This window comes from Petralouisia sp., assembly GCF_056822245.1.
The window spans coordinates 15,080-35,262 of the sequence record NZ_JBQIOP010000025.1 but is presented as its reverse complement, the minus strand read 5'-3'; the positions used below and the strand labels follow the sequence as shown (position 1 = coordinate 35,262).

Annotated in this window: 18 protein-coding genes and 1 pseudogene; 17 read left to right on the top strand and 2 right to left on the bottom strand. The window is 41.4% G+C overall.

Annotation, left to right across the window (positions count from 1 at the left end):
• Positions 1–21 precede the first annotated feature (21 nt).
• From ACTO17_RS11335 to ACTO17_RS11320, 4 genes are all read left to right on the top strand, one after another.
• Positions 22–1,347 (top strand): tetratricopeptide repeat protein, encoded by a 1,326-nt coding sequence (locus tag ACTO17_RS11335; protein WP_482558018.1) that lies wholly within the window; start codon positions 22–24, stop codon positions 1,345–1,347.
• Between the two features lie 122 nt (positions 1,348–1,469).
• Complete coding sequence (locus tag ACTO17_RS11330) at positions 1,470–1,787, top strand: STAS domain-containing protein (protein ID WP_172538415.1); 318 nt, start codon at positions 1,470–1,472, stop codon at positions 1,785–1,787.
• Between the two features lie 10 nt (positions 1,788–1,797).
• Positions 1,798–2,229 (top strand): anti-sigma F factor, encoded by a 432-nt coding sequence (gene spoIIAB, locus ACTO17_RS11325; protein ID WP_482558017.1) that lies wholly within the window; start codon positions 1,798–1,800, stop codon positions 2,227–2,229.
• Between the two features lie 6 nt (positions 2,230–2,235).
• Positions 2,236–2,943, top strand: coding sequence for a SigF/SigG family RNA polymerase sporulation sigma factor (locus ACTO17_RS11320; protein WP_482558016.1), 708 nt, complete (start codon positions 2,236–2,238; stop codon positions 2,941–2,943).
• Between the two features lie 129 nt (positions 2,944–3,072).
• On the opposite strand, the gene ACTO17_RS11315 is transcribed toward ACTO17_RS11320, so the two are convergent.
• Positions 3,073–3,606, bottom strand: a complete 534-nt coding sequence (locus tag ACTO17_RS11315; protein WP_482558015.1) for a Uma2 family endonuclease — start codon at positions 3,604–3,606, stop codon at positions 3,073–3,075.
• Between the two features lie 133 nt (positions 3,607–3,739).
• Here ACTO17_RS11315 and ACTO17_RS11310 point away from each other — a divergent pair, with 133 nt between their 5' ends.
• The 12 genes and pseudogenes from ACTO17_RS11310 to ACTO17_RS11255 all read left to right on the top strand — a co-directional run bounded on the left by ACTO17_RS11310 (position 3,740) and on the right by ACTO17_RS11255 (position 16,492).
• Positions 3,740–3,898, top strand: a complete 159-nt coding sequence (locus tag ACTO17_RS11310) for a hypothetical protein (protein ID WP_172539324.1) — start codon at positions 3,740–3,742, stop codon at positions 3,896–3,898.
• The gene (locus ACTO17_RS11305; protein ID WP_482558014.1) at positions 3,871–4,518 is read left to right on the top strand and encodes a stage V sporulation protein AA; all 648 of its coding nucleotides are present in this window, start codon (positions 3,871–3,873) and stop codon (positions 4,516–4,518) included. Before ACTO17_RS11310 ends, ACTO17_RS11305 begins: the two co-directional genes overlap by 28 nt.
• Entirely contained in the window at positions 4,505–4,933 is a 429-nt protein-coding gene (locus tag ACTO17_RS11300; protein ID WP_482558013.1) for a stage V sporulation protein AB, read from the top strand. Before ACTO17_RS11305 ends, ACTO17_RS11300 begins: the two co-directional genes overlap by 14 nt.
• A gap of 23 nt (positions 4,934–4,956) precedes the next feature.
• Complete coding sequence (locus tag ACTO17_RS11295; protein WP_482558012.1) at positions 4,957–5,436, top strand: SpoVA/SpoVAEb family sporulation membrane protein; 480 nt, start codon at positions 4,957–4,959, stop codon at positions 5,434–5,436.
• 52 nt (positions 5,437–5,488) lie between these two features.
• Positions 5,489–5,686 carry a hypothetical protein gene (locus ACTO17_RS11290; RefSeq protein ID WP_172536638.1) on the top strand — a complete coding sequence of 66 codons (198 nt, stop codon included), beginning with the start codon at positions 5,489–5,491 and terminating at the stop codon, positions 5,684–5,686.
• Between the two features lie 167 nt (positions 5,687–5,853).
• On the top strand, positions 5,854–7,116 hold the full coding sequence (locus ACTO17_RS11285) for a ComEC/Rec2 family competence protein (RefSeq protein ID WP_482558011.1): 1,263 nt from the start codon (positions 5,854–5,856) through the stop codon (positions 7,114–7,116).
• A gap of 36 nt (positions 7,117–7,152) precedes the next feature.
• A complete protein-coding gene (locus ACTO17_RS11280; RefSeq protein ID WP_482558010.1) occupies positions 7,153–12,987 on the top strand; it encodes a S1 family peptidase in 5,835 nt (1,944 codons plus the stop codon).
• A 31-nt stretch (positions 12,988–13,018) separates the two neighbouring features.
• A complete protein-coding gene (gene avs1c / locus ACTO17_RS11275) occupies positions 13,019–13,279 on the top strand; it encodes an AVAST type 1 anti-phage system protein Avs1c (protein WP_482558009.1) in 261 nt (86 codons plus the stop codon).
• A 55-nt stretch (positions 13,280–13,334) separates the two neighbouring features.
• Positions 13,335–14,825 (top strand): RNA/DNA-binding domain-containing protein, encoded by a 1,491-nt coding sequence (locus ACTO17_RS11270; protein ID WP_482558008.1) that lies wholly within the window; start codon positions 13,335–13,337, stop codon positions 14,823–14,825.
• Positions 14,826–14,879: 54 nt separating this feature from the next.
• Positions 14,880–15,011, top strand: a pseudogene (locus tag ACTO17_RS11265) (SpoVA/SpoVAEb family sporulation membrane protein); the annotation flags it as partial.
• 87 nt (positions 15,012–15,098) lie between these two features.
• A complete protein-coding gene (locus tag ACTO17_RS11260; protein WP_172539285.1) occupies positions 15,099–15,284 on the top strand; it encodes a hypothetical protein in 186 nt (61 codons plus the stop codon).
• 254 nt (positions 15,285–15,538) lie between these two features.
• Complete coding sequence (locus tag ACTO17_RS11255) at positions 15,539–16,492, top strand: helix-turn-helix transcriptional regulator (RefSeq protein WP_482558007.1); 954 nt, start codon at positions 15,539–15,541, stop codon at positions 16,490–16,492.
• 117 nt (positions 16,493–16,609) lie between these two features.
• Here ACTO17_RS11255 and ACTO17_RS11250 read toward each other — a convergent pair whose 3' ends face one another.
• Positions 16,610–16,945: a helix-turn-helix domain-containing protein gene (locus tag ACTO17_RS11250; protein WP_172539283.1), complete on the bottom strand. Its 336-nt coding sequence runs from the start codon at positions 16,943–16,945 to the stop codon at positions 16,610–16,612.
• Positions 16,946–17,155: 210 nt separating this feature from the next.
• Between ACTO17_RS11250 and ACTO17_RS11245 the strand changes: the two genes are divergently transcribed.
• Complete coding sequence (locus ACTO17_RS11245; RefSeq protein ID WP_482558006.1) at positions 17,156–20,173, top strand: TerD family protein; 3,018 nt, start codon at positions 17,156–17,158, stop codon at positions 20,171–20,173.
• Positions 20,174–20,183 lie beyond the last annotated feature (10 nt).

The window sequence follows — 20,183 nt, the reverse complement described above, 5'->3', positions numbered from 1 at the left end:
TAGAATTAAGAAAGGAACTCTATGGATTCTTATAATAAAATTATTCGTGTATCCAATGCATTGTACAACGATGGATTGGAGAGAGCAAAGGTGAGGGATTTGTCCGGCGCCATCCAGTCCCTTCGGAAGAGCCTGCAGTATTACAAAGCGAATACACAGGCGAGAAATCTGCTTGGACTGATTTATTATGAAATGGGCGAAGTGGTGGATGCTTTAAGCGAGTGGGTATTGAGCCGCAGCCTGGAGCCTAAGGGAAATCCGGCGGAAAAATATCTGGAAGAGATACAGTCCAACCGTTCTCAGCTGAATGCAGTGAATCAGACCATTAAAAAATACAACCAGGCCCTTTTATACTGTCAGCAGGACAGCAAAGATCTCGCCATTATACAGTTAAAAAAGGTGCTTTCCATGAATCCGGGACTGGTGAAAGGATATCAGCTTCTTGCCTTGCTGTATATGGAAGAGGGCAAATATGAACTGGCCAGAAAAGAGCTGTGGGCCGCTGCGGAGATTGATACCAATAACGGCACTACCCTCCGGTATCTGCGGGAGGTAAACATCCACCTGCAGGAAAACCACTCAAAGCTGGGGCGTAAGGAGAAGGAAGAGTCCGCTTCTTATCAGAGCGGCAATGATACCATTATACAGCCTGCAAATTTTAAAGATAATTCGGCGGTAATGACGATTCTGAATCTGGTGATTGGCGTGGGAATCGGAGTGCTGATTACCTGTTTTCTGGTAATACCCGGAATTAAGCAGAATGCGGTATCCCAGGCAAAGAAGGCAGAACTGGAAGCAAATGATTCCTTAACTACCCGCAACCAGGAAATTAAGAGTCTGCAAAACCAGATTGAGGATCTGGAGAAGCAGATTAAGGATCAGAAAAATGATTCCAAGGATGCCCAGAAAATTGTGGACAGTTATGAACAGCTGATTGTGGCCTACGATGCATTTGCCCAACAGAATATTCAGGGGGCAGGAGACACCATTGCCAATGTGGATTCCAAATTACTGAAAGGTCAGGCCAAGGCAATATATGACAGTTTAAATACCCAGGTGAATGAGCAGTATATCAATGCCGTTTATGCGCAGGCAGAGCAGGATTACCGGGGAAATCGTTTTCCGGAAGCCATCACAGGACTGGAAAAGGTAGTGCAGGCAGAGGAAGATTATAATGACGGATATGCCATTTATTATCTTGCCCAGTCTTACCGTCAGACCGGGGATACGGCAAATGCCCAGAAATACTATCAGAGAATGGTGGAGCTTCATCCCGGTACTTCACGGGCCAGACGGTCGCAGCAGTATTTGGATGAAATGGCGGCGCAGCAGCAGCCTCCCCAGTGACAGTGTAAAATAAAATATAAGAATGATACAAAAGACGTCTTAATGCAGAAGGCGTCTTTTTTTGTGGGGCAGTTGCATTAAGAAAAACAATTATTCCACTGCAGCGGAAAGGAAGGAGAATTATGGAGCACAGATTTGAAAAAGAGTATGGATGCCTTGTGATCCGGATGCCCAGAGAACTGGATCACCATCAGGCGGAAGTTTTGAAGGAGGAAGCAGACGGGCTGATTCTGAAATATCCGGTGCGCAGTCTGGTATTTGATTTTTCCGATACCTGTTTTATGGACAGCTCCGGCATCGGGGTGGTAATCGGAAGATGTAAAAACGTGCGCTTTTCCGGCGGATATGTCAGGGCAGTGCATTTGAACCGGCAGATACAGCGGATTTTCAGGCTGTCTGGTCTGCAGAAAATTATGGAAGTGGAACAGGAAGAGAAATAAGGAGGATTCTATGGAACAGATAAGGAATGAAATGAAAATGGAATTTCTGGCGTCTTCAATGAATGAAGGCTTTGCCAGAATTACAGTGGGGGCATTTGTGGCAGAACTGAATCCCACAGTGGACGAGCTGGCAGACATTAAAACAGCCGTCAGTGAAGCAGTGACCAACTGTATTATCCACGGATATGAGCAGAAGGAGGGAAGTATCTGGATTCAGTGCAGTACCGGAGAGCAGCAGGTGGAAATCTCCGTGGTGGATACCGGAAAGGGAATCCGGGATGTGGCACAGGCCAGGGAACCCTTGTTTACCACCAAGCCGGAGCTGGAACGGTCCGGGATGGGATTTGCTTTTATGGAGGCTTTTATGGACGAGGTGGAGGTGGTTTCAGAGCCAGGCCAGGGAACCTGCGTTACCATGCGCAAAACCATTGGGAAAGGATAGGATGTTATGCGCGATTTGTTAAAACAGGCGCAGCAGGGAAATGCAGAGGCCAGAGAACAGCTGATCCAGAAAAATATGGGACTGGTCTGGAGTATTGTACATAGGTTTGCCAACAGGGGCTATGAACTGGAGGATTTATTTCAGGTGGGAAGCATTGGACTGATGAAAGCCATAGACAAGTTTGATCTGTCTTTTGAAGTGAAATTTTCCACCTATGCGGTGCCTATGATTACCGGGGAGATCCGGCGGTTTCTGCGGGACGACGGCATGATTAAGGTCAGCAGGAGCCTGAAAGAAAACGGCGCAAAAGTCAGGCAGGCCAGAGAAAAACTTCTGGCAGAGCTTGGACATGAGCCCACATTACAGGAAATTTCAGATGAAACCGGATTTCCCCGAGAGGAAATTGTGATGGCTCTGGAGGCAAACGGTGAGGTGGAATCCATTGATAAAACGTATCAGCCTGAGTCAGGCAAAGAATCCTGTCTGGCTGACCGGATTCCCCAGAAAGGAGACAGCCATGAAGCGCTGCTGAACCATATGGTGTTGGAGCAGCTTCTTTCAGAACTTGGAGATATGGAAAGACGGCTGATTGAGCTTCGGTATTTTAAAGATAAAACCCAGACTCAGGTAGCCGGGGAACTGGGCATCAGCCAGGTGCAGGTCAGCAGACTGGAAAAGCGGATTCTGTTGGGAATGCGAAAGCGGATTCGGTGACAGCAAAAAAGCATGCCGCTGCGGAGATGAAAACGTTACGGCGTGCTTTTTGTATTTTATGCTCTGGCGGATATTTGGTTTTAAGAATTGCTGATATGGAACTGCCGGAGTAGTACATATAATAAATATTTACGAAATGTTAATTGAGAAATTCTCCCAGATTCCCACCGGAATGTCTTGTCCGAAAGAATATTGCTCCACCAGCTCCTGTTCGATCTGATATACGGATACCATTTTTTTGTCCGGATCTACGATCCAGTATTCCCGAACCCCGGCGGTGCAGTATTTTAAAAGTTTCACCATATAATCCCGGGATTTGCTGCTGGGGGAAACGATCTCAATGACCCAGTCCGGAGCACCGTGGCAGCCCTTTTCATCCAGTTTGGAAGTATCGCAAATGACAGAAAGATCCGGTTCCACGTAATTGGCGCTGTCTTTGTTCAGAAATACGGCAAATGGGGCGGGGAATACTTCACAGTTTCCGCCGTTTGAATCAATATGGTTGGAAATAATTTGATTCAGTTTGCTTACCAAATGCTGATGCGTCCTGCCGGGAGGCGCCATATAGTAAAGCTGCCCGTCAATCAGTTCGGCCCGCTTTCCCTCGGGCAGGGAGTAAATATCTTCAATTGTGTAAATCAGTTCATTGTTTAACGCGTCCATGAAATCACCTTCTTTTTCTTTTATTATACATGTTTTCCATGTTGATTACCACATTTAATTTTCTTTTTCCCAATGAATAAATTCTGGATAAGATGGCATACTACTTCCAAAGATGGAAAAAGGATGTGAGAATATGAATCATAGTCGTAGCGCCATTTACCGAATTTGCCTTCTGGCAGTTGTGATTCTTACCATTGCAGGAGGAATTTTCTATTATGTGAATTACGTGGAAAAACAGACCACGGTGACGGAGGGAACTCTTGTATGGCAAGTTCAGACACCGTATATCTGAAAATAGAGCAGAATGTGCTGGTCAGGGAGCCTTCTGTGACATTGAAGGATATTGCGAAGATTACTTCCACCAATCAGCCGCTGATTCACAAATTAAAAACCCTGAAGGTATATACGTTTCATACGCCGGCCAACCAGAGCCGGAAGAAAAAGCAGGTGGAAGTTTTTTCTGTGATGAAAATTATTGAATTGATTGGACAGGAATTTCCCAATGTGGACGTCCAGAATATCGGGGAAAAGGATTTTGTCCTGGAATATGAGCCGAAACAGGAGCCCAAATGGCTGCTGTACCTGAAAACGGCAGTATTATGCGTGCTGATTTTTTTCGGCTCCGCATTTACCATTATGACATTTAACAATGATGTGGGCGTAGGGGAAGTGTTTGCGGACTTTTACCAGCAGGTGATGGGCACAGAATCCAGCGGATTTACCGTATTGGAAATCTGTTATTCTATCGGGCTGTTTTTGGGGATTACGATATTTTTCAATCATGTGGGACATAAGAAAATTACTCACGATCCAACCCCCATTCAGGTGGAAATGCGCACCTATGAAAAAGATGTGGACGCCACATTTATAGAAAACTGTGGAAGAAAAGGAACCAGTAATGATGTGGATTAAACAGGTGTTTTTGGGGTTTATCGGACTGGCAAGCGGTTCTGCAATTGCGGCAGGGGTGTTCAGCTTTATTATTTCTATCGGAGTGGTTCCCAGAATTATTGGGAAAAGCCGTACCGCAAAAGATATTGTTGCCTATGAGAATGCGGTGATTTTAGGCGGCGCAGTGGGAAATATTTTTTCCCTGTTTCCTGTTTCGGCGCCTCTGGGAATCGGGGCTGTCATAGTATTTGGGCTGTCGGCCGGAATATTTACCGGATGCCTGGCTGTGGCTCTGGCGGAAATTCTCAACACATTTCCCATTATGTTCCGGCGGTTTGGTATTAAAGAAGGATTAAGCCTTATGCTGTTTTTTATGGCTTTGGGCAAGGCGTTGGGCGCGTTGTATTTTTATGCAAATCATATGCACAAAATGTAAATCAGAGGAAAGGAAGGTCAGTTATGGCACAGGAAACCATGGAACAGAAAGAAAAGAAAAATCAGGAATATAATGATTATGTGAAGCAGGTGACTCCCACTCATTCCCTTCCGGCAAATATGGTGAAAGCATTTCTTACAGGGGGGATCATCTGTATCCTGGGACAGTTCATCCTGAATGTTGCGGTGAATACCTTTGAACTGGATAAGGATGCGGCGGGAAGCTGGTGCAGCATGCTCCTGGTACTGCTGAGCGTGCTTTTAACAGGCTTTAATATTTATCCCTCAATTGCCAACTGGGGCGGCGCAGGGGCTCTGGTGCCCATTACAGGGTTTGCCAATTCTGTGGCGGCGCCTGCCATTGAATTTCAGAAGGAGGGGCAGGTATTTGGCATTGGATGCAAAATATTTACCATTGCAGGACCGGTGATTCTGTACGGCATTTTTACAAGCTGGGCGCTGGGGCTGATTTACTGGCTCGGGCAGCTGATGGGGATTTTTTAAAGACAGGAAAATGAAATTCTTTTGATATTCTGTAAAAAAGAAAGGGATATAAATGGCTGGACAAATGGAAAACAAGGTTGACATGCCTATGGGTTTTAGTTTCCAGCTTGGGATGAACTCTAAAGCGATGGATGCGTATGGCAAATTGAATGATGAGGAAAAACGTCAGGTAATAGAGGCGGCAAGGAATGTGACCACCAAATTGGAGAAGCATCGGATTGTGGAAGGGTTGGAGCAAAATTTTTGCTGATGATGTATATAAAGGAGCTTGTCCCGAGGATATTTGCTTTGCAGGTATCCCAGGGACTTTTTTGTCAGATTTAGGAAACATTGAAGCTAATCATGGGAAATTCTTTTTAAATCTGATATAATGATTAGAATAAATCAGTGAGATGGATTAGCAGAGGATGTTATTTGATGAAAGCGTTTTTGAAGAGATTGAAAGGGGTTAGAAGGATTTCTATGATCCAAGTGGAGATATATGTGTTTCAAGCAGGTGAGGGTGACAGTTTTTTGGTTACAGTCAAAGATGGAAAAAAGGAAATAAATTTGCTGATTGATTGTGGAAACTATGTAACTTACCAGAAATATATACGAAAAAAATTATTGAACATGGCTCAGAATGGTAAGATGATAGATTATCTGATTTTGACGCATGTTCATTCGGATCATATTGGCGGAGCAATTCCCTTATTGAAAGAAAATGGAAGTTCAGATGCTGCAAAGGTAATACCAATAAGAAATGTTTTATATAACGGATTTTTGGGGCTGAAGCTGCAACATTACCAAGAGCAAGCTTGTGATGACAGGGAAAAATTAATTTATCAGGGAATATGTGCGCGGAGAGCAGCAGTCCTGTCGAAATGCATTAGAGGAAAAAGAATAACATTACAGGAAGAACTATGCATATCAAAATTGTTGTTAGACGGCAGATACAATTGGAATGGCGGATGTGGGGCGTGGCCGGAGAAAGTTATCATAAATCAGTCGGATCAGATTGAGATAGGGGAGCATATTAGCATTCGTTTTGTATCGCCTGGATTTAACCAACTTGTGGCTATGAATCAGGAATGGGAGAAATACTTAGAACGCATGAATAGGAGAATGGACTTAAAAGATAATACTCTTATTCGCAGTGCATATGAATCATTTCAATATATTTTAAATGAAAAAGAATATGAGGAAATTGCCCATATGATTGAACAGCCAAGTCCTGATAAAAAGGGGATAGAAAAACTGGCCGACAGTCGTATAAGTTATGATTATACATATGAAAACAGCAGTTCTATTGCATTTCTTTTGCAAGTGGGAAAAAAGAGGATGTTATTTCTAGGGGATGCCAATATAGGCGTTTGTCAGAAAATACTGAGAGAATGGTATGGAAATGAAGAAATGGAGATGGATTTCATCAAACTGTCTCATCATGGAAGTGAAAGAAATCTCTCAAAAAATTTTTTGAGACGGTTTGGTAGTAAAAACTATCTGATTTCTGCAGGCACAGGGAATAAGAGACCATCGAAAAGAACCTTGGCATTGTTATTTTCAGAGCATCCAGAAAGAAGCAAGAAAATATTTATAACAAATAGAAATGAACATATTTTATGGATGGATCAGGAGAAAATTCATCAGTATTATGATTTTGAATTTATTGATATAGCCGGTCAGTCAATTAGGATATAGGCAGCATGAAACAAGCTATGATTGAGGAGAAGCAGAATGACAGATATGAAAAAGGGGATTTGTGTAATTCGTAATTGTGAAGGTACTTTGGGAACAGGTTTTTATATAGGAAACGGCAGAATTATAACTGCAGCCCATGTAGTAGAAAAGCAATCTGTATTAGAGGCTGCTTTTATGGAAATTGATGAAACAGTGCATCAATACGAAGTGAAGCTTCAGGAAAAGCAGCCGGATACAGATCTTTGCATATTATCGGTAAAGGCAGATGCCTGGTTGGAAGATGTAATAATGCAATGTAATTTTAGCGGGGTCTTGGTCGGAAGTTCATTCTGTACTTATGGTTATCCAGGAGAGAATATGTCGCGGGGAAGCTATATTGCAGGGAAAGTTTTGAATGCGCATGATGGATTTCAGATGGCAGAATACAATATAGATTTGGAGGTCATGGAAGGGGCTTTGGAGAGCTATTCAGGTCTCTCAGGCGCTCCGGTTGTTATTGATGGAAAAGCTGTCGGGATTTGTACGTATCAGGATGCCAGGCAATTGGAAATGATAGAGTTTCATAAGTATAAGGCTGAATTAGAGAGATGCCTGGATTTAGAGGGGATGCAGGAGCCGAGTTGCGTTTCAAATATGCCGGATATTTCTGATCATGAGAAATATATACAAAATCCTTATCCCAGATCCGCAATCAGGTCACTGATTATGGATGGCGCCGTGAATGGAATTATCATTGTAAAGGGAAGAAACGGAACAGGTAAAACTGTGTGGACAGAATTGCTGAGTGGAGACAATCGGTTATATATTCTGGGAAAATATTTTATTCGAAGGTCAGATGATGCGTATTCGCCAATTTATCGTAAGAGCGAGGAGGCATTATATGAATGGATTTGTGACATGGCTGTCAAATTCGGAAAGGGAAGAGTGGAAATTGAACATGCTTCCTCTTACGGAAAGCGCCTGAAAAGCGCTCGAAGTATATTTGATATGCTGAATCAGGCAATGAAATCAGAAGGGAAGCATGGTTTGATCTGTATTGACGGTTTGGATGAATTTGTGTTAGATGCGCCATATATGTTTGAAGCGTTTTGTTCTTATTTTGCAGGAATGAAGTTAGAATATCTGCACATAGTTTTTACAGTCACAGATGAACAGATTCTTCCCGGGGTAATCAGAAATGATATCCAGGAGAATCAGATATTTGAATTGCCATATTTGAACAATATTCAGGTTCGGGATTTTCTGCTGAAAACGCTGAAAGTGTCGGGGATACAGGAAAATGTAGATGAATTGACCGAAAAAGCAGAAGGGCATCCGCTTTACCTTCGCTACCTTATTGAAACTGTTAAGAATATGGATAAGGTTGAAGAGGTACAATCCTTCATTCGGAAAATACCTGTTTATGGAGGAAGCATCCGTACATATTATGATTTTCGCTGGTTTGAGATGATGCGGGAGGAGGACCAGATTTCTTGTATTGCATATCTTTCGGCTTTTAGAAAATCTGTAGAAAGACAAAACTTTCTGGAAATGGTTCCGCAGGAAAAAAGGGCGGCATTTGATTTAGCGCTTAATAAAATGGGAAGTCTATTACAGCAGGGGGAAAGGCTTTCCTTTTTCCACACTTCTTTTCAACGGTATGTGGTAGAAAAAACAGGATACCTTCAGGAATCTATACATCATACATTTGCTGAATATTGTAAAGCGCATCAGGAAACGGAATATGGCGTGACACAGAAGTTATACCATTTATCATGCGGCAGTAATCAGGACAAGAAAGAATGTGTCATAAGCTGTAATCAGAAGTGGGTGGATCAATGCGCATTGTTTGATGTGGAGATCGAAGAAATGTTCTATGATATGCACAAGGTTTTGGAATTGTGCTGTTCGCAGGGGAATATGGCGCAGTTGATTGATAAACTGCTGCTCATGCAGCGTACAGAAATCAGATATAACGATATGTTTGCACGATTTGCCACGCAGGCGGCTTTGGCGGAAATAGCGTTGAACCGTCCGAAAAAGGCAATCCATTATTTGTATCGTAATCATTGCTTTATGGCAGATTCTGAGAGTTTGTTTGTATGCCTTGCACGTATGGTTGAGAAGGGAAGAAAAGACTGTGCAGAAGAGCTGTTTCAGCAGATGGAAGCTTCCTTTATGAGAAAATTGCAGGATAGAAATGCTGTTTCGGCAGAGGAGATTACTTATCTGATAAGAGGGTATCAGTTATTGGCTTATGCAGATGAGGGTGAAGACTATCATTTTTATGTGAAAAAATTGAAACTTTTCAATCAACTAATCTTTTCTTCAGAATTAGATGAAGTGTCAGAAAGTGCTTTTCTTCAGGCGTCTTCCGATTATAGCTTATGGAGCACGGGGGAAACTGTGACAGAAGACAGAATGGAGGAATATGGCCTAAGCATGAACCAGGCTTTTTTTGATACATGGCTGCTGACTGTTGCGGGAACAGCAAATATGACAAATTTGCTGGATAAAAGGGAGAAATCATTTGAAAAACTTTTGGATGCAATCTTAACGAATGCGGATTCGTATGAGTGGAATGAATTGTATACAAATGCCTATATGGATGCTGTTATGATAAGACGCGAATATGCGGCTAAAGTTCCAATAGACAAATTATGTCTGGCAGAGCAATGGGACGTGAAAAGCATCCGTGATGAAAATGGAGCAGAGGTTTCTTCTCAAAAGATTTATTATTTATTTCAGTTGTATCGCAGCAAAGGGTTTTGCGGAGAAAGATTTCAATATGGATGGAATCAGGGGGAGTGGAAAGGGCATTGGGAAGAGATGCTGGCTGATGGTATACGTTTTGTCGGCAGTTGTTATGGGTGCGGATTGAAGGGGAAGGAGCATGAAGCGGCAGAATGGATGAAAAGATTTCTGATGGAGGATATGTTTTCGTTTGATATGAGGACAAGCTTTCGGGATGCTTATCAGATACCGGAACATAGTATGGAATTCTTAATGATATATGTCGGCCAGTTTTTTCTTATCCTATATCCGGAAGATATGAATTGGTTTATGGAATTTATTCTGCAAAAATCGGATGACCAATTTGGAGTTTACTATGAATCTTATTTTCGGATTATGATAAGTATTGCCAAAGCGTTTTTAAAGTGGACGCCAAATGAAGAAGCTCCTGTTTCCATTTTGAAAAAAATTTATTCGGATATTTTGATGAAAGTTGCTAATCGATATGAAAGGACGGCATGGCTGCTTCAAGTGGTTGATCTGATGGAACGTTCCGGATGTGTGGAGTTGGCAGGGCAGGTATATCAGGAAATGTTACATAGTTCCATGGGGCCATGGTGGTATAAAGAAGCACAATTCACCTTGGCGGAACAACTGCTGGAGAACATGAAGGAAGATATGATTCGGCCACAGTTGACGGATAAAGTAATGGCGGCGCTTGACGCTGCATCAGGAGGGATGACGTTTGAGCGGTATATTCGAACTACAAAAGAAGATGTATTAGCTATATTATGGAAACGCAGGCAGTATGATTCCGTATTAAAGTATGTGCAAGTCCAACTGGTTCCAGAAGATTGGCAGGCGTCTGTTTTTAGCGACTACGAGCCGACGGATCGAAAAAATGGCTTGATTGGAAATTATCGCGTAGCTAATTGCATTTTCCCTCAGAGGCTGGTTTATTTGATAATAGCAGATGAACGGGTACCGGAGATTTATCGATGGATATTCAGCGAGATTTTTTTGCTTGTTGAACGGAGGCACATGGCGGATTATGCAGAAGTTCAGGCACAAATATTGAGCAGAAACGGAAAAGAGAAAAAGAAATATATCGAACGCATAGCGCAGATTCTTTTATTTGATACGGGAGACTATTATTTTGAAGATCTGTTACAGATTTATAAAAGTTGTCTGGATGAAAAAGATTATCATATTATCATTGAAATGATAGAAGAAGTTACAGAAAAATCCATAGAAGTTCCAGAATTTAAAACAGATGAAGGGAAAAGAGATATTGATACGAGAAACCCGGATGACGCGGCTTTGATAAAGGAACAAAAGGAAAATGAGGAAATTATAATGCCGGGAACATGGGGGACAACTGCTTCTGACAAGCAGGCTGAGTATTTATGGGAGGAGGCAAAAAAGGAAGAGGAACGCGGTAATTATCGGTGTGCATCTGACAAATATAAAGAAGTCATAAGGGAATTGGAGAAAGGCGGCTGGTCTGTATGGTCTTCAAGTTCATCTGAAAAAGGGAAACAGGCAATTCATAAAATTATTCAGATATCGGATAATTTCACAAACGCTCTTTGGGTGCTGCGGGAGGAAATCATCTGGCCGAAATATACGCCCAGATGGCAGATTGCGGACGAGTTATTAAAACTTGTAGCCGCAGGATTATCAGAAGAGGAAACGAATGCCTGTTATCAGGCAGTTATGGGACATTATCAGGAAATGATGACAGTTCCTGATAATCTGCAGGAACGGTATAAGAATGATAAATATCATGTGGAATCAGAGAGAGAGGCATTTTTTGCATTGCTGTTACAGTTTGTAGTATTGCCGAATCCATATATTAGCCAAAAGAGTATGGAAATGTTATCTTGGCTGGTATGTGAGGTGGGGGAAGAGATAGATAAAATGGTGGAGTATAGTTTTTTTGAAGAATTGGAAACAGCAGAAATCTGTTCTTCTCTGTGTGTAAAATTAGCCGATAGCAGAAACATGACGTTGAGGAAGGAATTGGAGAAAAGAGAAAATCTGGCAGAGAGGATCTTGAAATGTCCGTGGATGGTAGTGCGGGGAAATATGTATTTGGTATTAAAGTCGTATTGTGGCAGGAGCAGTTTGTTGAAGAAGCAGTGTCAACAAGTGGAATCTGCATTGATAGGAGAGACTGCAGCACTGACAAATGAAACCGAAAAACAGATAAAAGAAGAGCCGGCCTTGATTCCTGAAAATATAGAAATTTTACTGGATGAAAAAAGGTGTATGCCTCCAGAGAATATGAGACATGTATGTAAATATGCTTCAGAGGAAAGTATAAACGCTATGTGGAAGCTTTTTGGTGATGATAAATATCAGAAAGACTTATCCGCTTATGGAGAAAGGCTTTCAGCAGGATACCATAATGGTAATCTGAGGAACGATCCATGGAGAAGAAGATGGTATGAGGAAATTAATAAACTTGATTATCATTGTAACAATGAGTTGCAGATGATAAAATTTCTGAATGCGATTCGTCGGGTCAACTGTCATTTTCCAATCAAAGACATACAAGCGTTGCAGGATCGGAAACTATTTTGTATAATAAAGGAGATTTTTGATAGCCGCAATGTCCAGAAACTGAATATAGTATATGGACAGGAAATGTTACTGGCAGGGTTCCAGGCTGTTAATTTGGAAAATGGCATGACAGAAATATTCACTTTACGGACATTTGCAGTGCCGGAGAGTATGGGAGATAGAGATGGCGTTATGGCTGCCTTAAAGAATCACGAGGCTGCATATGCAAATATGTATCCGTTTGAGAAAACGAAAGGGGATACAGGGCATATCAAGGAACTGTCACTGAATATACATCCGGGAAGTATGCTTGGCGTGAATATAAGCAGTCGCATATTGAATCATGGCACATTATTGCTGATGGGGATATCCGGTAAGGATATAAAAGAGAGGGTATCAGTCGGTGAACGGCGCTGGAAGAAGCATATGGCGGGATGGCCAACGTTTCTTTCCGTATCCGGATGGATAAACAGAGATAAATTGAGATTGCCGGCAGGTTATAAATTGGTGACATTTGCAGAACTTGAAAAAGTGGAAAAAGAAAAACAATGGATGTTTCTTGATAACCAAACGAATCGTGTAGTATTTCTATGATAGAACAGGCGAAAAGAGGAGATGATATCATTTGGAAATTACCAGAATGAATACGCCCGATACGAGGGAAGAATTTGAGCGGAGAATGAATATTATGCACTATAGCGTGATGAACGGTAAGCTGCTGTTTTGTGAAGGTCTGACTACTATAGAAGGAATAAGTGATTTGCATGCGATGCCCAATGGCAGAGTGGATTTACTGACAGTGAATGAAGCTGCCAGACTTCAGGCAAATATGATGGTTCAATTTGGAGATAATATATTGGATATAGAAGAATATCAGAAAGAATAGAAATTTTTTGACAAAGAGAATTAGTCATATTGAATTGACTTTTTAAGGAGCAAGTATGGAAGAATTATTTGAACTGGCAAAATTTGATTCCTATAAAGAAGATAACCGAAGGGAAGTTAAAAAAGCAGAAGGCGGACTTCCTAATAGCTTATGGGATACCTATTCTGCTTTTGCCAACTGCTATGGCGGTGTCATAATTCTTGGGGTAAAAGAAGATAAATCAGGCAATTGGCATACAACCGGGCTGAAAAATGCGGCTAAATTGAAAAAAGATTTCTGGGATACCATTAACAATCGTAAAAAGGTGAGCATCAACCTTTTGAAAGACGATGATGTGGAAACTTTTTCAGTGGCCGGTGCAGATGACGTGATCATGGTAATCTGGGTGCCAGGCGCAAAGCGGGAGCAAAAGCCGGTATACATCAATGGTGACTTGTTTGGAGGAACTTTTCGCAGAAATTGGGAGGGAGATTACCATTGTACCAGATTGCAGGTAAAAACAATGCTGAGGGATCAGGCAGAGGAAACTATGGATATGGAAGTGATTGAGGAGGCCGATATTGAGGAGCTGAATCAGGATTCCATCCGCGGTTATCGCAACAGCCACAAATCCTTTAAGCCGGGACACCCTTTTGAGAGACTGGATGACAAGGAATATCTCAGAGTGATTGGAGCAGCGGGTTTTTCGAAAGACGATAAAAAACTTCATCCTACGGCGGCCGGGATGCTTATGTTTGGAAATGAGTATGACATTGTGAGATATTTTCCGGACTATTTTTTGGATTACAGGGAGAACCCGGATACGGTGCTCAGATGGACGGACAGGCTTCAATCATCGTCTGGCGAATGGTCGGGAAATGTATTCGACTTTTATTTTCGTGTATACAATAAGCTTACGAAGGATATCAAGGTGCCATTTCGGATGGAGGGCGGTTTTCGGGTGGATGATACGCCGGTTCACAGGGCGCTGAGGGAGGCATTGGCGAACTGTATCATCAATACGGACTTTTATGGGAAATATGGTGTTCTCATAATCAAAGAAGACGATAAAGTCATATTGGAGAATCCCGGTTATATCAGACTCGGGAAGGAGCAGATGCGCAGAGGAGGAAAATCCGACCCAAGAAATAAGAGTCTGATGAAAATGTTTAATCTGATAGATATCGGCGAGCATGCGGGAAGCGGAGTGCCTAATATTTTTAACGTATGGGAAGACGAAGGGTGGGAAGAGCCTGACATAAAGGAAGATTTTGATCCGGACAGGACATCGCTGACTTTAAAATTCATAAAAAAACAAGCGATAAAAACAAGCGATAAAAAACAAGCGATAAAAACAAGCGATAAAAAACAAGCGATAAAAACAAGGAATAATCAGGAAAAAATCAGATTGTATTTACAGGGGAATGAAACAGCAAAAACCAGAGATATCGCAGAATTGCTGGGTTTGAGCATGGCGAGGACGAGAGAAATACTTTCTATAATGGATGATGTGGAAGCGATAGGAAGAAATAAGAAAAGGATATATCGCTTGCGAAGAGAATCGTAATGGGCAGACAAATATTTAATTTTTCAAAAATTAATGGGTTCTAACTTGACACAAGCAGAGGGGCAGGTATTTGGCATTGGATGCAAAATATTTACCATTGCAGGGCCGGTGATTCTGTATGGGATTTTTACCAGCTGGGCGTTGGGGCTGGTTTACTGGGTTGGGAAGATGATGGGAATTTTTTAAGGCTTGACAGATAAAAATAATATGAGGTATAAAATTTTATTTTTTGTCTATACTACTTCTAAACGCAGAAAGAAAGGGTTGCAGGGAATGGAACATAACTATGATATGCCCATAGGCCTCAGCTTTCAGCTCGGGCTGAATGAAAAAGCATTGTCCGTCTACGCGAAAATGGACGACGAAGAGAAGCAGCAGGTGGTTGAGGCTGCCAGAAACGTGACTTCCAAGAGAGAAATGCAGCAGCTTGTCTCTGAATTGGAGCATAATTTTGTGTAGACGGAGAGAAGCCTGTTGGGAATTGATATGTAACCGCCGGGATAACAGGGCGGGCAGGCAGAACAGAGTAGAAAACCGGCGTCGCCGTTTAGGCGTATCGCCGGTTTTTTTATATTAGGTTTTGAAAAAATCCGAAAATATTGTTATAGTGGTAGTATGGCGGGAAAAGACACTGTTTTTGTATCATAAGGCGGGAAATGATATTGACAGGCAGAACAGGAACAAGAAAAGACAACAGAGACAGGGAGATTTTTATGGAGAAAAAAGACAAAGTATACAGGAGCCTGGATTTATATGCACGTCTGCAGAAGGGAGAAATTATCTGCAAAGCAGAAGAGGCTGTGAATTTTGGGGTAAATGAAAAAAGCATTCAGCGGGACATTGAGGATATCCGGGATTTTTTGAAAATGCAGATGGTGGAGGAAGGATTGGAGAATGATATTATTTATGATTATGACAAGCGGGGATACCGGATGCAGCGGTGGGAGACGATGAGTTTTTCCAATGAAGAAGCGCTGGCCATTACAAAAATTTTACTGGAGAGCCGTGCATTTACAAAGACGGAAATGACAGGGATGCTGGATAAGATGCTGAAACGGTGCGTTCCTGCGGAAAACCGGAAAACAGTGGAAGAGCTGATTGCAAATGAGCGTCTGCACTACATTGAGCCTCACCATAAAAAGGTGTTTATTGATAAAATGTGGGAGATCGGAAAGGCAATTAATGAGCATAAATGCATTGAAATTACATATGAAAAGTTGAAAGGAAATCAGAAAGTGTCCAGGAAGCTGCAGCCCTTGGCCATTATGTTTTCCGAATACTATTTTTATCTGGCAGCTCATATTGAAAATATAGACAGGGAGAAGGAATTCCAGGTTGCAAACGACATGTATCCCACCATTTACCGTATCGATCGAATCTGCGGCCTAAAAGTATTGGATGAATATTTTAAAATTCCATACAAAGATCGCTTTGAGGAAGGGGAATACCGGAAACGAATTCAGTTTATGTACGGCGGGAAGCTGCAGCGGATTGAATTCTGGTATAAAGGGCAGAGTATAGAGTCCGTTTTAGATAAACTTCCCACCGCGGAAATCATCAAAGAAGAGGATGGAAATTATCTGGTTCGGGCAGAGACTTTCGGCAGCGGAATTGATATGTGGCTGCGGTATCAGGGAGAGAATGTGGAATTGGTAAAAAAATTTTAACAAATTAAGTGAGAAGGACAGATTGTGTCCATGGCGGATGCTATAATGGAACTGAAGCAGCAGGAGCGCAGGATGCTGATGGTTCTGCCTGCGCTTTGTCCCGCCATTAAAATATATTCAGGAAGTATTATTTTTCAGGAATTCATCTAAAAGCTGCAAAAATACTTCTCTGGAAGAGGGTGGGAGGGAGCGGTATTTTTGAATGAGAGCAAGCTCTGTATTGTTTAAATCCGTAGGATGGACTTCTTCAATTTTATGGGGGCAGGAGGAATGGCCGATGAGATAGTCCACGGACACGTCAAAGAAGTCGGCAATGGTTTTTAACATATCAATATCGGGTTCTGTGATATGATGTTCGTATTTGTAGACAGATTGCTGGCCTATGTTGAGTTTCTCGGCAAGGGACTGTTGGGTGAGTCCCTTTTCCAGTCTGAGTTTTTTTAAATTGTCCATGGTTTGTGCTCCTTGCTGCTTCGGATATTCGATAAGTTTATTGTAACAAGAATAAAAATAGAAATACAAAACCAAAAAAGAGTTGAATTTAAAACTTATTTAGATTAGAATAGAAAGTGAAAGATTTGCCATTAAACCTAAGTTGTTGGTAAAAATGAGAACAAGAAATTAAGCTGCGGAAATAAGAACCTTTGCGTCCGGTGCGAAGGTATGCAGCAGAAATTTCTGACGAATATAAATATACTGGGGGATAAAGTGATGCAATTTGTAAAAGGCATGAGAGACAGAATCCAAAAATATTTTGATGAAACAAAAGTTTTTACTGTTGAGATGGAGGTTTTGGGCAACGCAACATATGATTGCTGCTGCTTTGGGGTAGATGATAAGGGAAAATTATCCGATGAAAATTATATGATTTTTTATAATCAGACAACTTCGCCGAATCATGAAATTAATTATATGGAATCAGGTCATAAAAGTATATTTGAGATAGATTTAATCAGGCTGCCTGAGAAAATAGCAAAGTTGGTGTTTACGGTCAGTATTGATGGCAATGAAACAATGGCAGAAATGGAAAGATTTTGCCTTAAGCTGAAACAGAACAACATAGAATATATATCCATACAGAATACCAAAACGGATTTTGCGAAAGAGAAAGCTATTATATCCACTGAAATATATCAAAAGAATGGTTGGAGAATTGCTGCTGTATCCAGTGGTTTTAATGGGGGATTGAGTTCCCTGCTTACATATTTTGGCGGTGTGGAGGAAAAAGAGAGAGCAGAGGTGCCGCCTGAGAAGGAGACAAAGGAGCGTCAGAAACAGAATGCGTCTTTTAAGACAAGTATGCCGCAGGAAATCAAATTACCGGCGGGGGAAGAGAAAGCATTGGGGAAAGTTAATTCGCAGGAAGTATTTAATTCGAAAAATGCTGACAATAAGCCCACAAGAATTGGATTTAAATATAATCCGTATGTGGTTGAGTCATTCATAACAATTGATGGAAAAGCAGTTGAGCCGCCTAACAAATTATATGATCTCAGAAATGAGAGAATTCAGGTGTGGATCGAACAGTTAATGCCAATATTGGTAGACTTATGCAATGACAGTTCTTTTTACATAGAATTTTATGGTCTTAGACTTGATTATGATGATTTGTATGAGACAGTAAAAGAATACTGTTTTGAACATTCCAATATTGAAGTTTCGCTTGTATTTACGGAGGCAAGAGGTTCTGAAGACAGGTTGGCTGAACTCCAAAAGCTTTTTGAGAAGATGCAGAGAGAATGTCCCTTTGAGGATTTGCGGACGCAGCAAATACAGGAAAATTTCTACAGCGCTGTTAGTTCTGAATTTGAGGTCAGCGTTATTGCCACAATGAGTTCCGGCAAATCAACTTTAATCAATGCTCTTCTGGGAAGAGAACTGATGCCGTCGAAAAATGAAGCCTGCACCGCGACGATAGCAAAAATAAAAGACAGAAGTTCCGGAACCGAATTTGACGCAGAGTACAGAGATAAAGATAACCGGATATTGGGAACGTATACGGATTTGACATTGGCGGATATGGAGGAGATGAATGCGAATCCCAATACAGCTTATATAGATATAACCGGCAATATTCCTAATATTGATTCATCAGGAATACGTTTGGTTTTAGTGGATACTCCCGGACCAAATAATTCCAGGACTGAAGAACATAAAAATCATACCTATCGGGTTATTAAGGAAAAGACGAAACCTATGGTATTGTACGTGCTCAATGCCACGCAGCTTCAGACAAATGATGATTATACGTTATTGGCTACGGTTGCAGAGGCTATGAAAGTGGGAGGAAAACAATCAAAGGATAGATTTATTTTTGCAGTTAATAAGATTGATCAGTTTGATCCGGATAAAGAATCTGTACAGGACGCATTGGAGCATGTGCGCGAATATTTACGGAAATTTGATATAGAGAATCCTAATATTTTTCCCACATCGGCGGAAACTGCTAAGGTTATCAGAATGTACCAGAACGGCGCTAAGCTGACGAAAGGGCAGAATAAAACATTGAGTAATTGCAGTGCGTTTATTGATGAACAGCAGCTGCATCTTTCTGAGCAGGCAAGTCTGGGAAAAAATAATCTCCAGAAAGTGAAAAATTCCATAGATGCGGCTAAAAGGTCGGGGAATATGTATGAAGAAGTTATGTGGTACACGGGGATACCTGCTGTGGAAATTGCCATCAATGAGTATTTGCAAAAATATGCGTATACTGCGAAAATTAAGGCGGCTGTAGATACTTTTAAGAAGAAAGTCGAAGAGAAAGATATGCATGCAAAGATGATGTCCTCCATCCAGAATAATGAGAGTTCGAGAAATGAAATACATCAGCAGCTTGAAACGATTAAAGGTATACTTGCGGAAGGGGAGGAAGCGAAAAAGTTCAGAAGCCGCATAGAGGCTTTGGATATGATGAAGGATGCAAAGAAAAGAATCAGGGAGGTCAGAGCTAAAATATCTAAAGAACTGAATCCCTCTTCAGGAAAAGGCGCAATGACGACATTGGAAGTTCAGCAGATGATGATGAAATTGAATAATACAGTGATGCATTTGCAGAGTGATGTAAAGACAGAGCTGGAAAACATTATTAATGATGTCATTGTGGAAAATGCAAATACCATTATGGAAGAATATACGGAGCATATTCATAAGCTGATCCAGAGCGGGGTTGTAAGAGAGCAGCAATATAGTGGATTAAATGATGATATTGGCGTTGGCTTCCTGGAAATGGATATTCCCAATGCCCAGGAGATCATTAATAGTTATAAATATGAAGAAACATATGATACAGGAGAAGTGGAATGGGTAGAAAATACAAACAAAAAATGGTATAAGCCATGGACATGGTTTGAAGCGTCTGGATATAACAGGGCAATTTATGCTAACCGGGAAATGGTGGATTATTCCACTGTGGAAAATGAGTATCTCACGCCAATCATCAGCAGCTTTAATGAAAATCTTGAAAGCGCGCAAAATACAGCAAAGGATGAAGCAAAGCAGTTTAAAAAATTCTTTTTGAGACAGCTGGAGGAACTGCAGGAGGCATTGAAGAAGAAAGTAGAAGAAAATGAAGAATTAACGCGGAATCAAAGCAGCATTGACGCAAGGATTGAATCTGAAAAAGAGAAAGCTGCATGGCTTGAGAAGTTCTTGGCGCAGTTAGATGCGGTTTTGGAAATATAAAATATGGAGG

What these genes read in the sequence shown, in the direction of transcription:
- ACTO17_RS11290 (WP_172536638.1), top strand. Translation starts at nt 5,489, where the DNA reads ATGGCTGGACAAATGGAAAACAAGGTTGACATGCCTATGGGTTTTAGT.
- ACTO17_RS11315 (WP_482558015.1), bottom strand. Translation starts at nt 3,606, where the DNA reads ATGGACGCGTTAAACAATGAACTGATTTACACAATTGAAGATATTTAC.
- ACTO17_RS11260 (WP_172539285.1), top strand. Translation starts at nt 15,099, where the DNA reads ATGGAACATAACTATGATATGCCCATAGGCCTCAGCTTTCAGCTCGGG.
- ACTO17_RS11245 (WP_482558006.1), top strand. Translation starts at nt 17,156, where the DNA reads ATGCAGCAGAAATTTCTGACGAATATAAATATACTGGGGGATAAAGTG.
- ACTO17_RS11300 (WP_482558013.1), top strand. Translation starts at nt 4,505, where the DNA reads ATGATGTGGATTAAACAGGTGTTTTTGGGGTTTATCGGACTGGCAAGC.
- ACTO17_RS11250 (WP_172539283.1), bottom strand. Translation starts at nt 16,945, where the DNA reads ATGGACAATTTAAAAAAACTCAGACTGGAAAAGGGACTCACCCAACAG.
- ACTO17_RS11305 (WP_482558014.1), top strand. Translation starts at nt 3,871, where the DNA reads ATGGCAAGTTCAGACACCGTATATCTGAAAATAGAGCAGAATGTGCTG.
- ACTO17_RS11330 (WP_172538415.1), top strand. Translation starts at nt 1,470, where the DNA reads ATGGAGCACAGATTTGAAAAAGAGTATGGATGCCTTGTGATCCGGATG.
- ACTO17_RS11335 (WP_482558018.1), top strand. Translation starts at nt 22, where the DNA reads ATGGATTCTTATAATAAAATTATTCGTGTATCCAATGCATTGTACAAC.
- ACTO17_RS11285 (WP_482558011.1), top strand. Translation starts at nt 5,854, where the DNA reads ATGAAAGCGTTTTTGAAGAGATTGAAAGGGGTTAGAAGGATTTCTATG.
- ACTO17_RS11280 (WP_482558010.1), top strand. Translation starts at nt 7,153, where the DNA reads ATGACAGATATGAAAAAGGGGATTTGTGTAATTCGTAATTGTGAAGGT.
- ACTO17_RS11295 (WP_482558012.1), top strand. Translation starts at nt 4,957, where the DNA reads ATGGCACAGGAAACCATGGAACAGAAAGAAAAGAAAAATCAGGAATAT.
- spoIIAB (WP_482558017.1), top strand. Translation starts at nt 1,798, where the DNA reads ATGGAACAGATAAGGAATGAAATGAAAATGGAATTTCTGGCGTCTTCA.
- ACTO17_RS11255 (WP_482558007.1), top strand. Translation starts at nt 15,539, where the DNA reads ATGGAGAAAAAAGACAAAGTATACAGGAGCCTGGATTTATATGCACGT.
- ACTO17_RS11310 (WP_172539324.1), top strand. Translation starts at nt 3,740, where the DNA reads ATGAATCATAGTCGTAGCGCCATTTACCGAATTTGCCTTCTGGCAGTT.
- ACTO17_RS11320 (WP_482558016.1), top strand. Translation starts at nt 2,236, where the DNA reads ATGCGCGATTTGTTAAAACAGGCGCAGCAGGGAAATGCAGAGGCCAGA.
- ACTO17_RS11270 (WP_482558008.1), top strand. Translation starts at nt 13,335, where the DNA reads ATGGAAGAATTATTTGAACTGGCAAAATTTGATTCCTATAAAGAAGAT.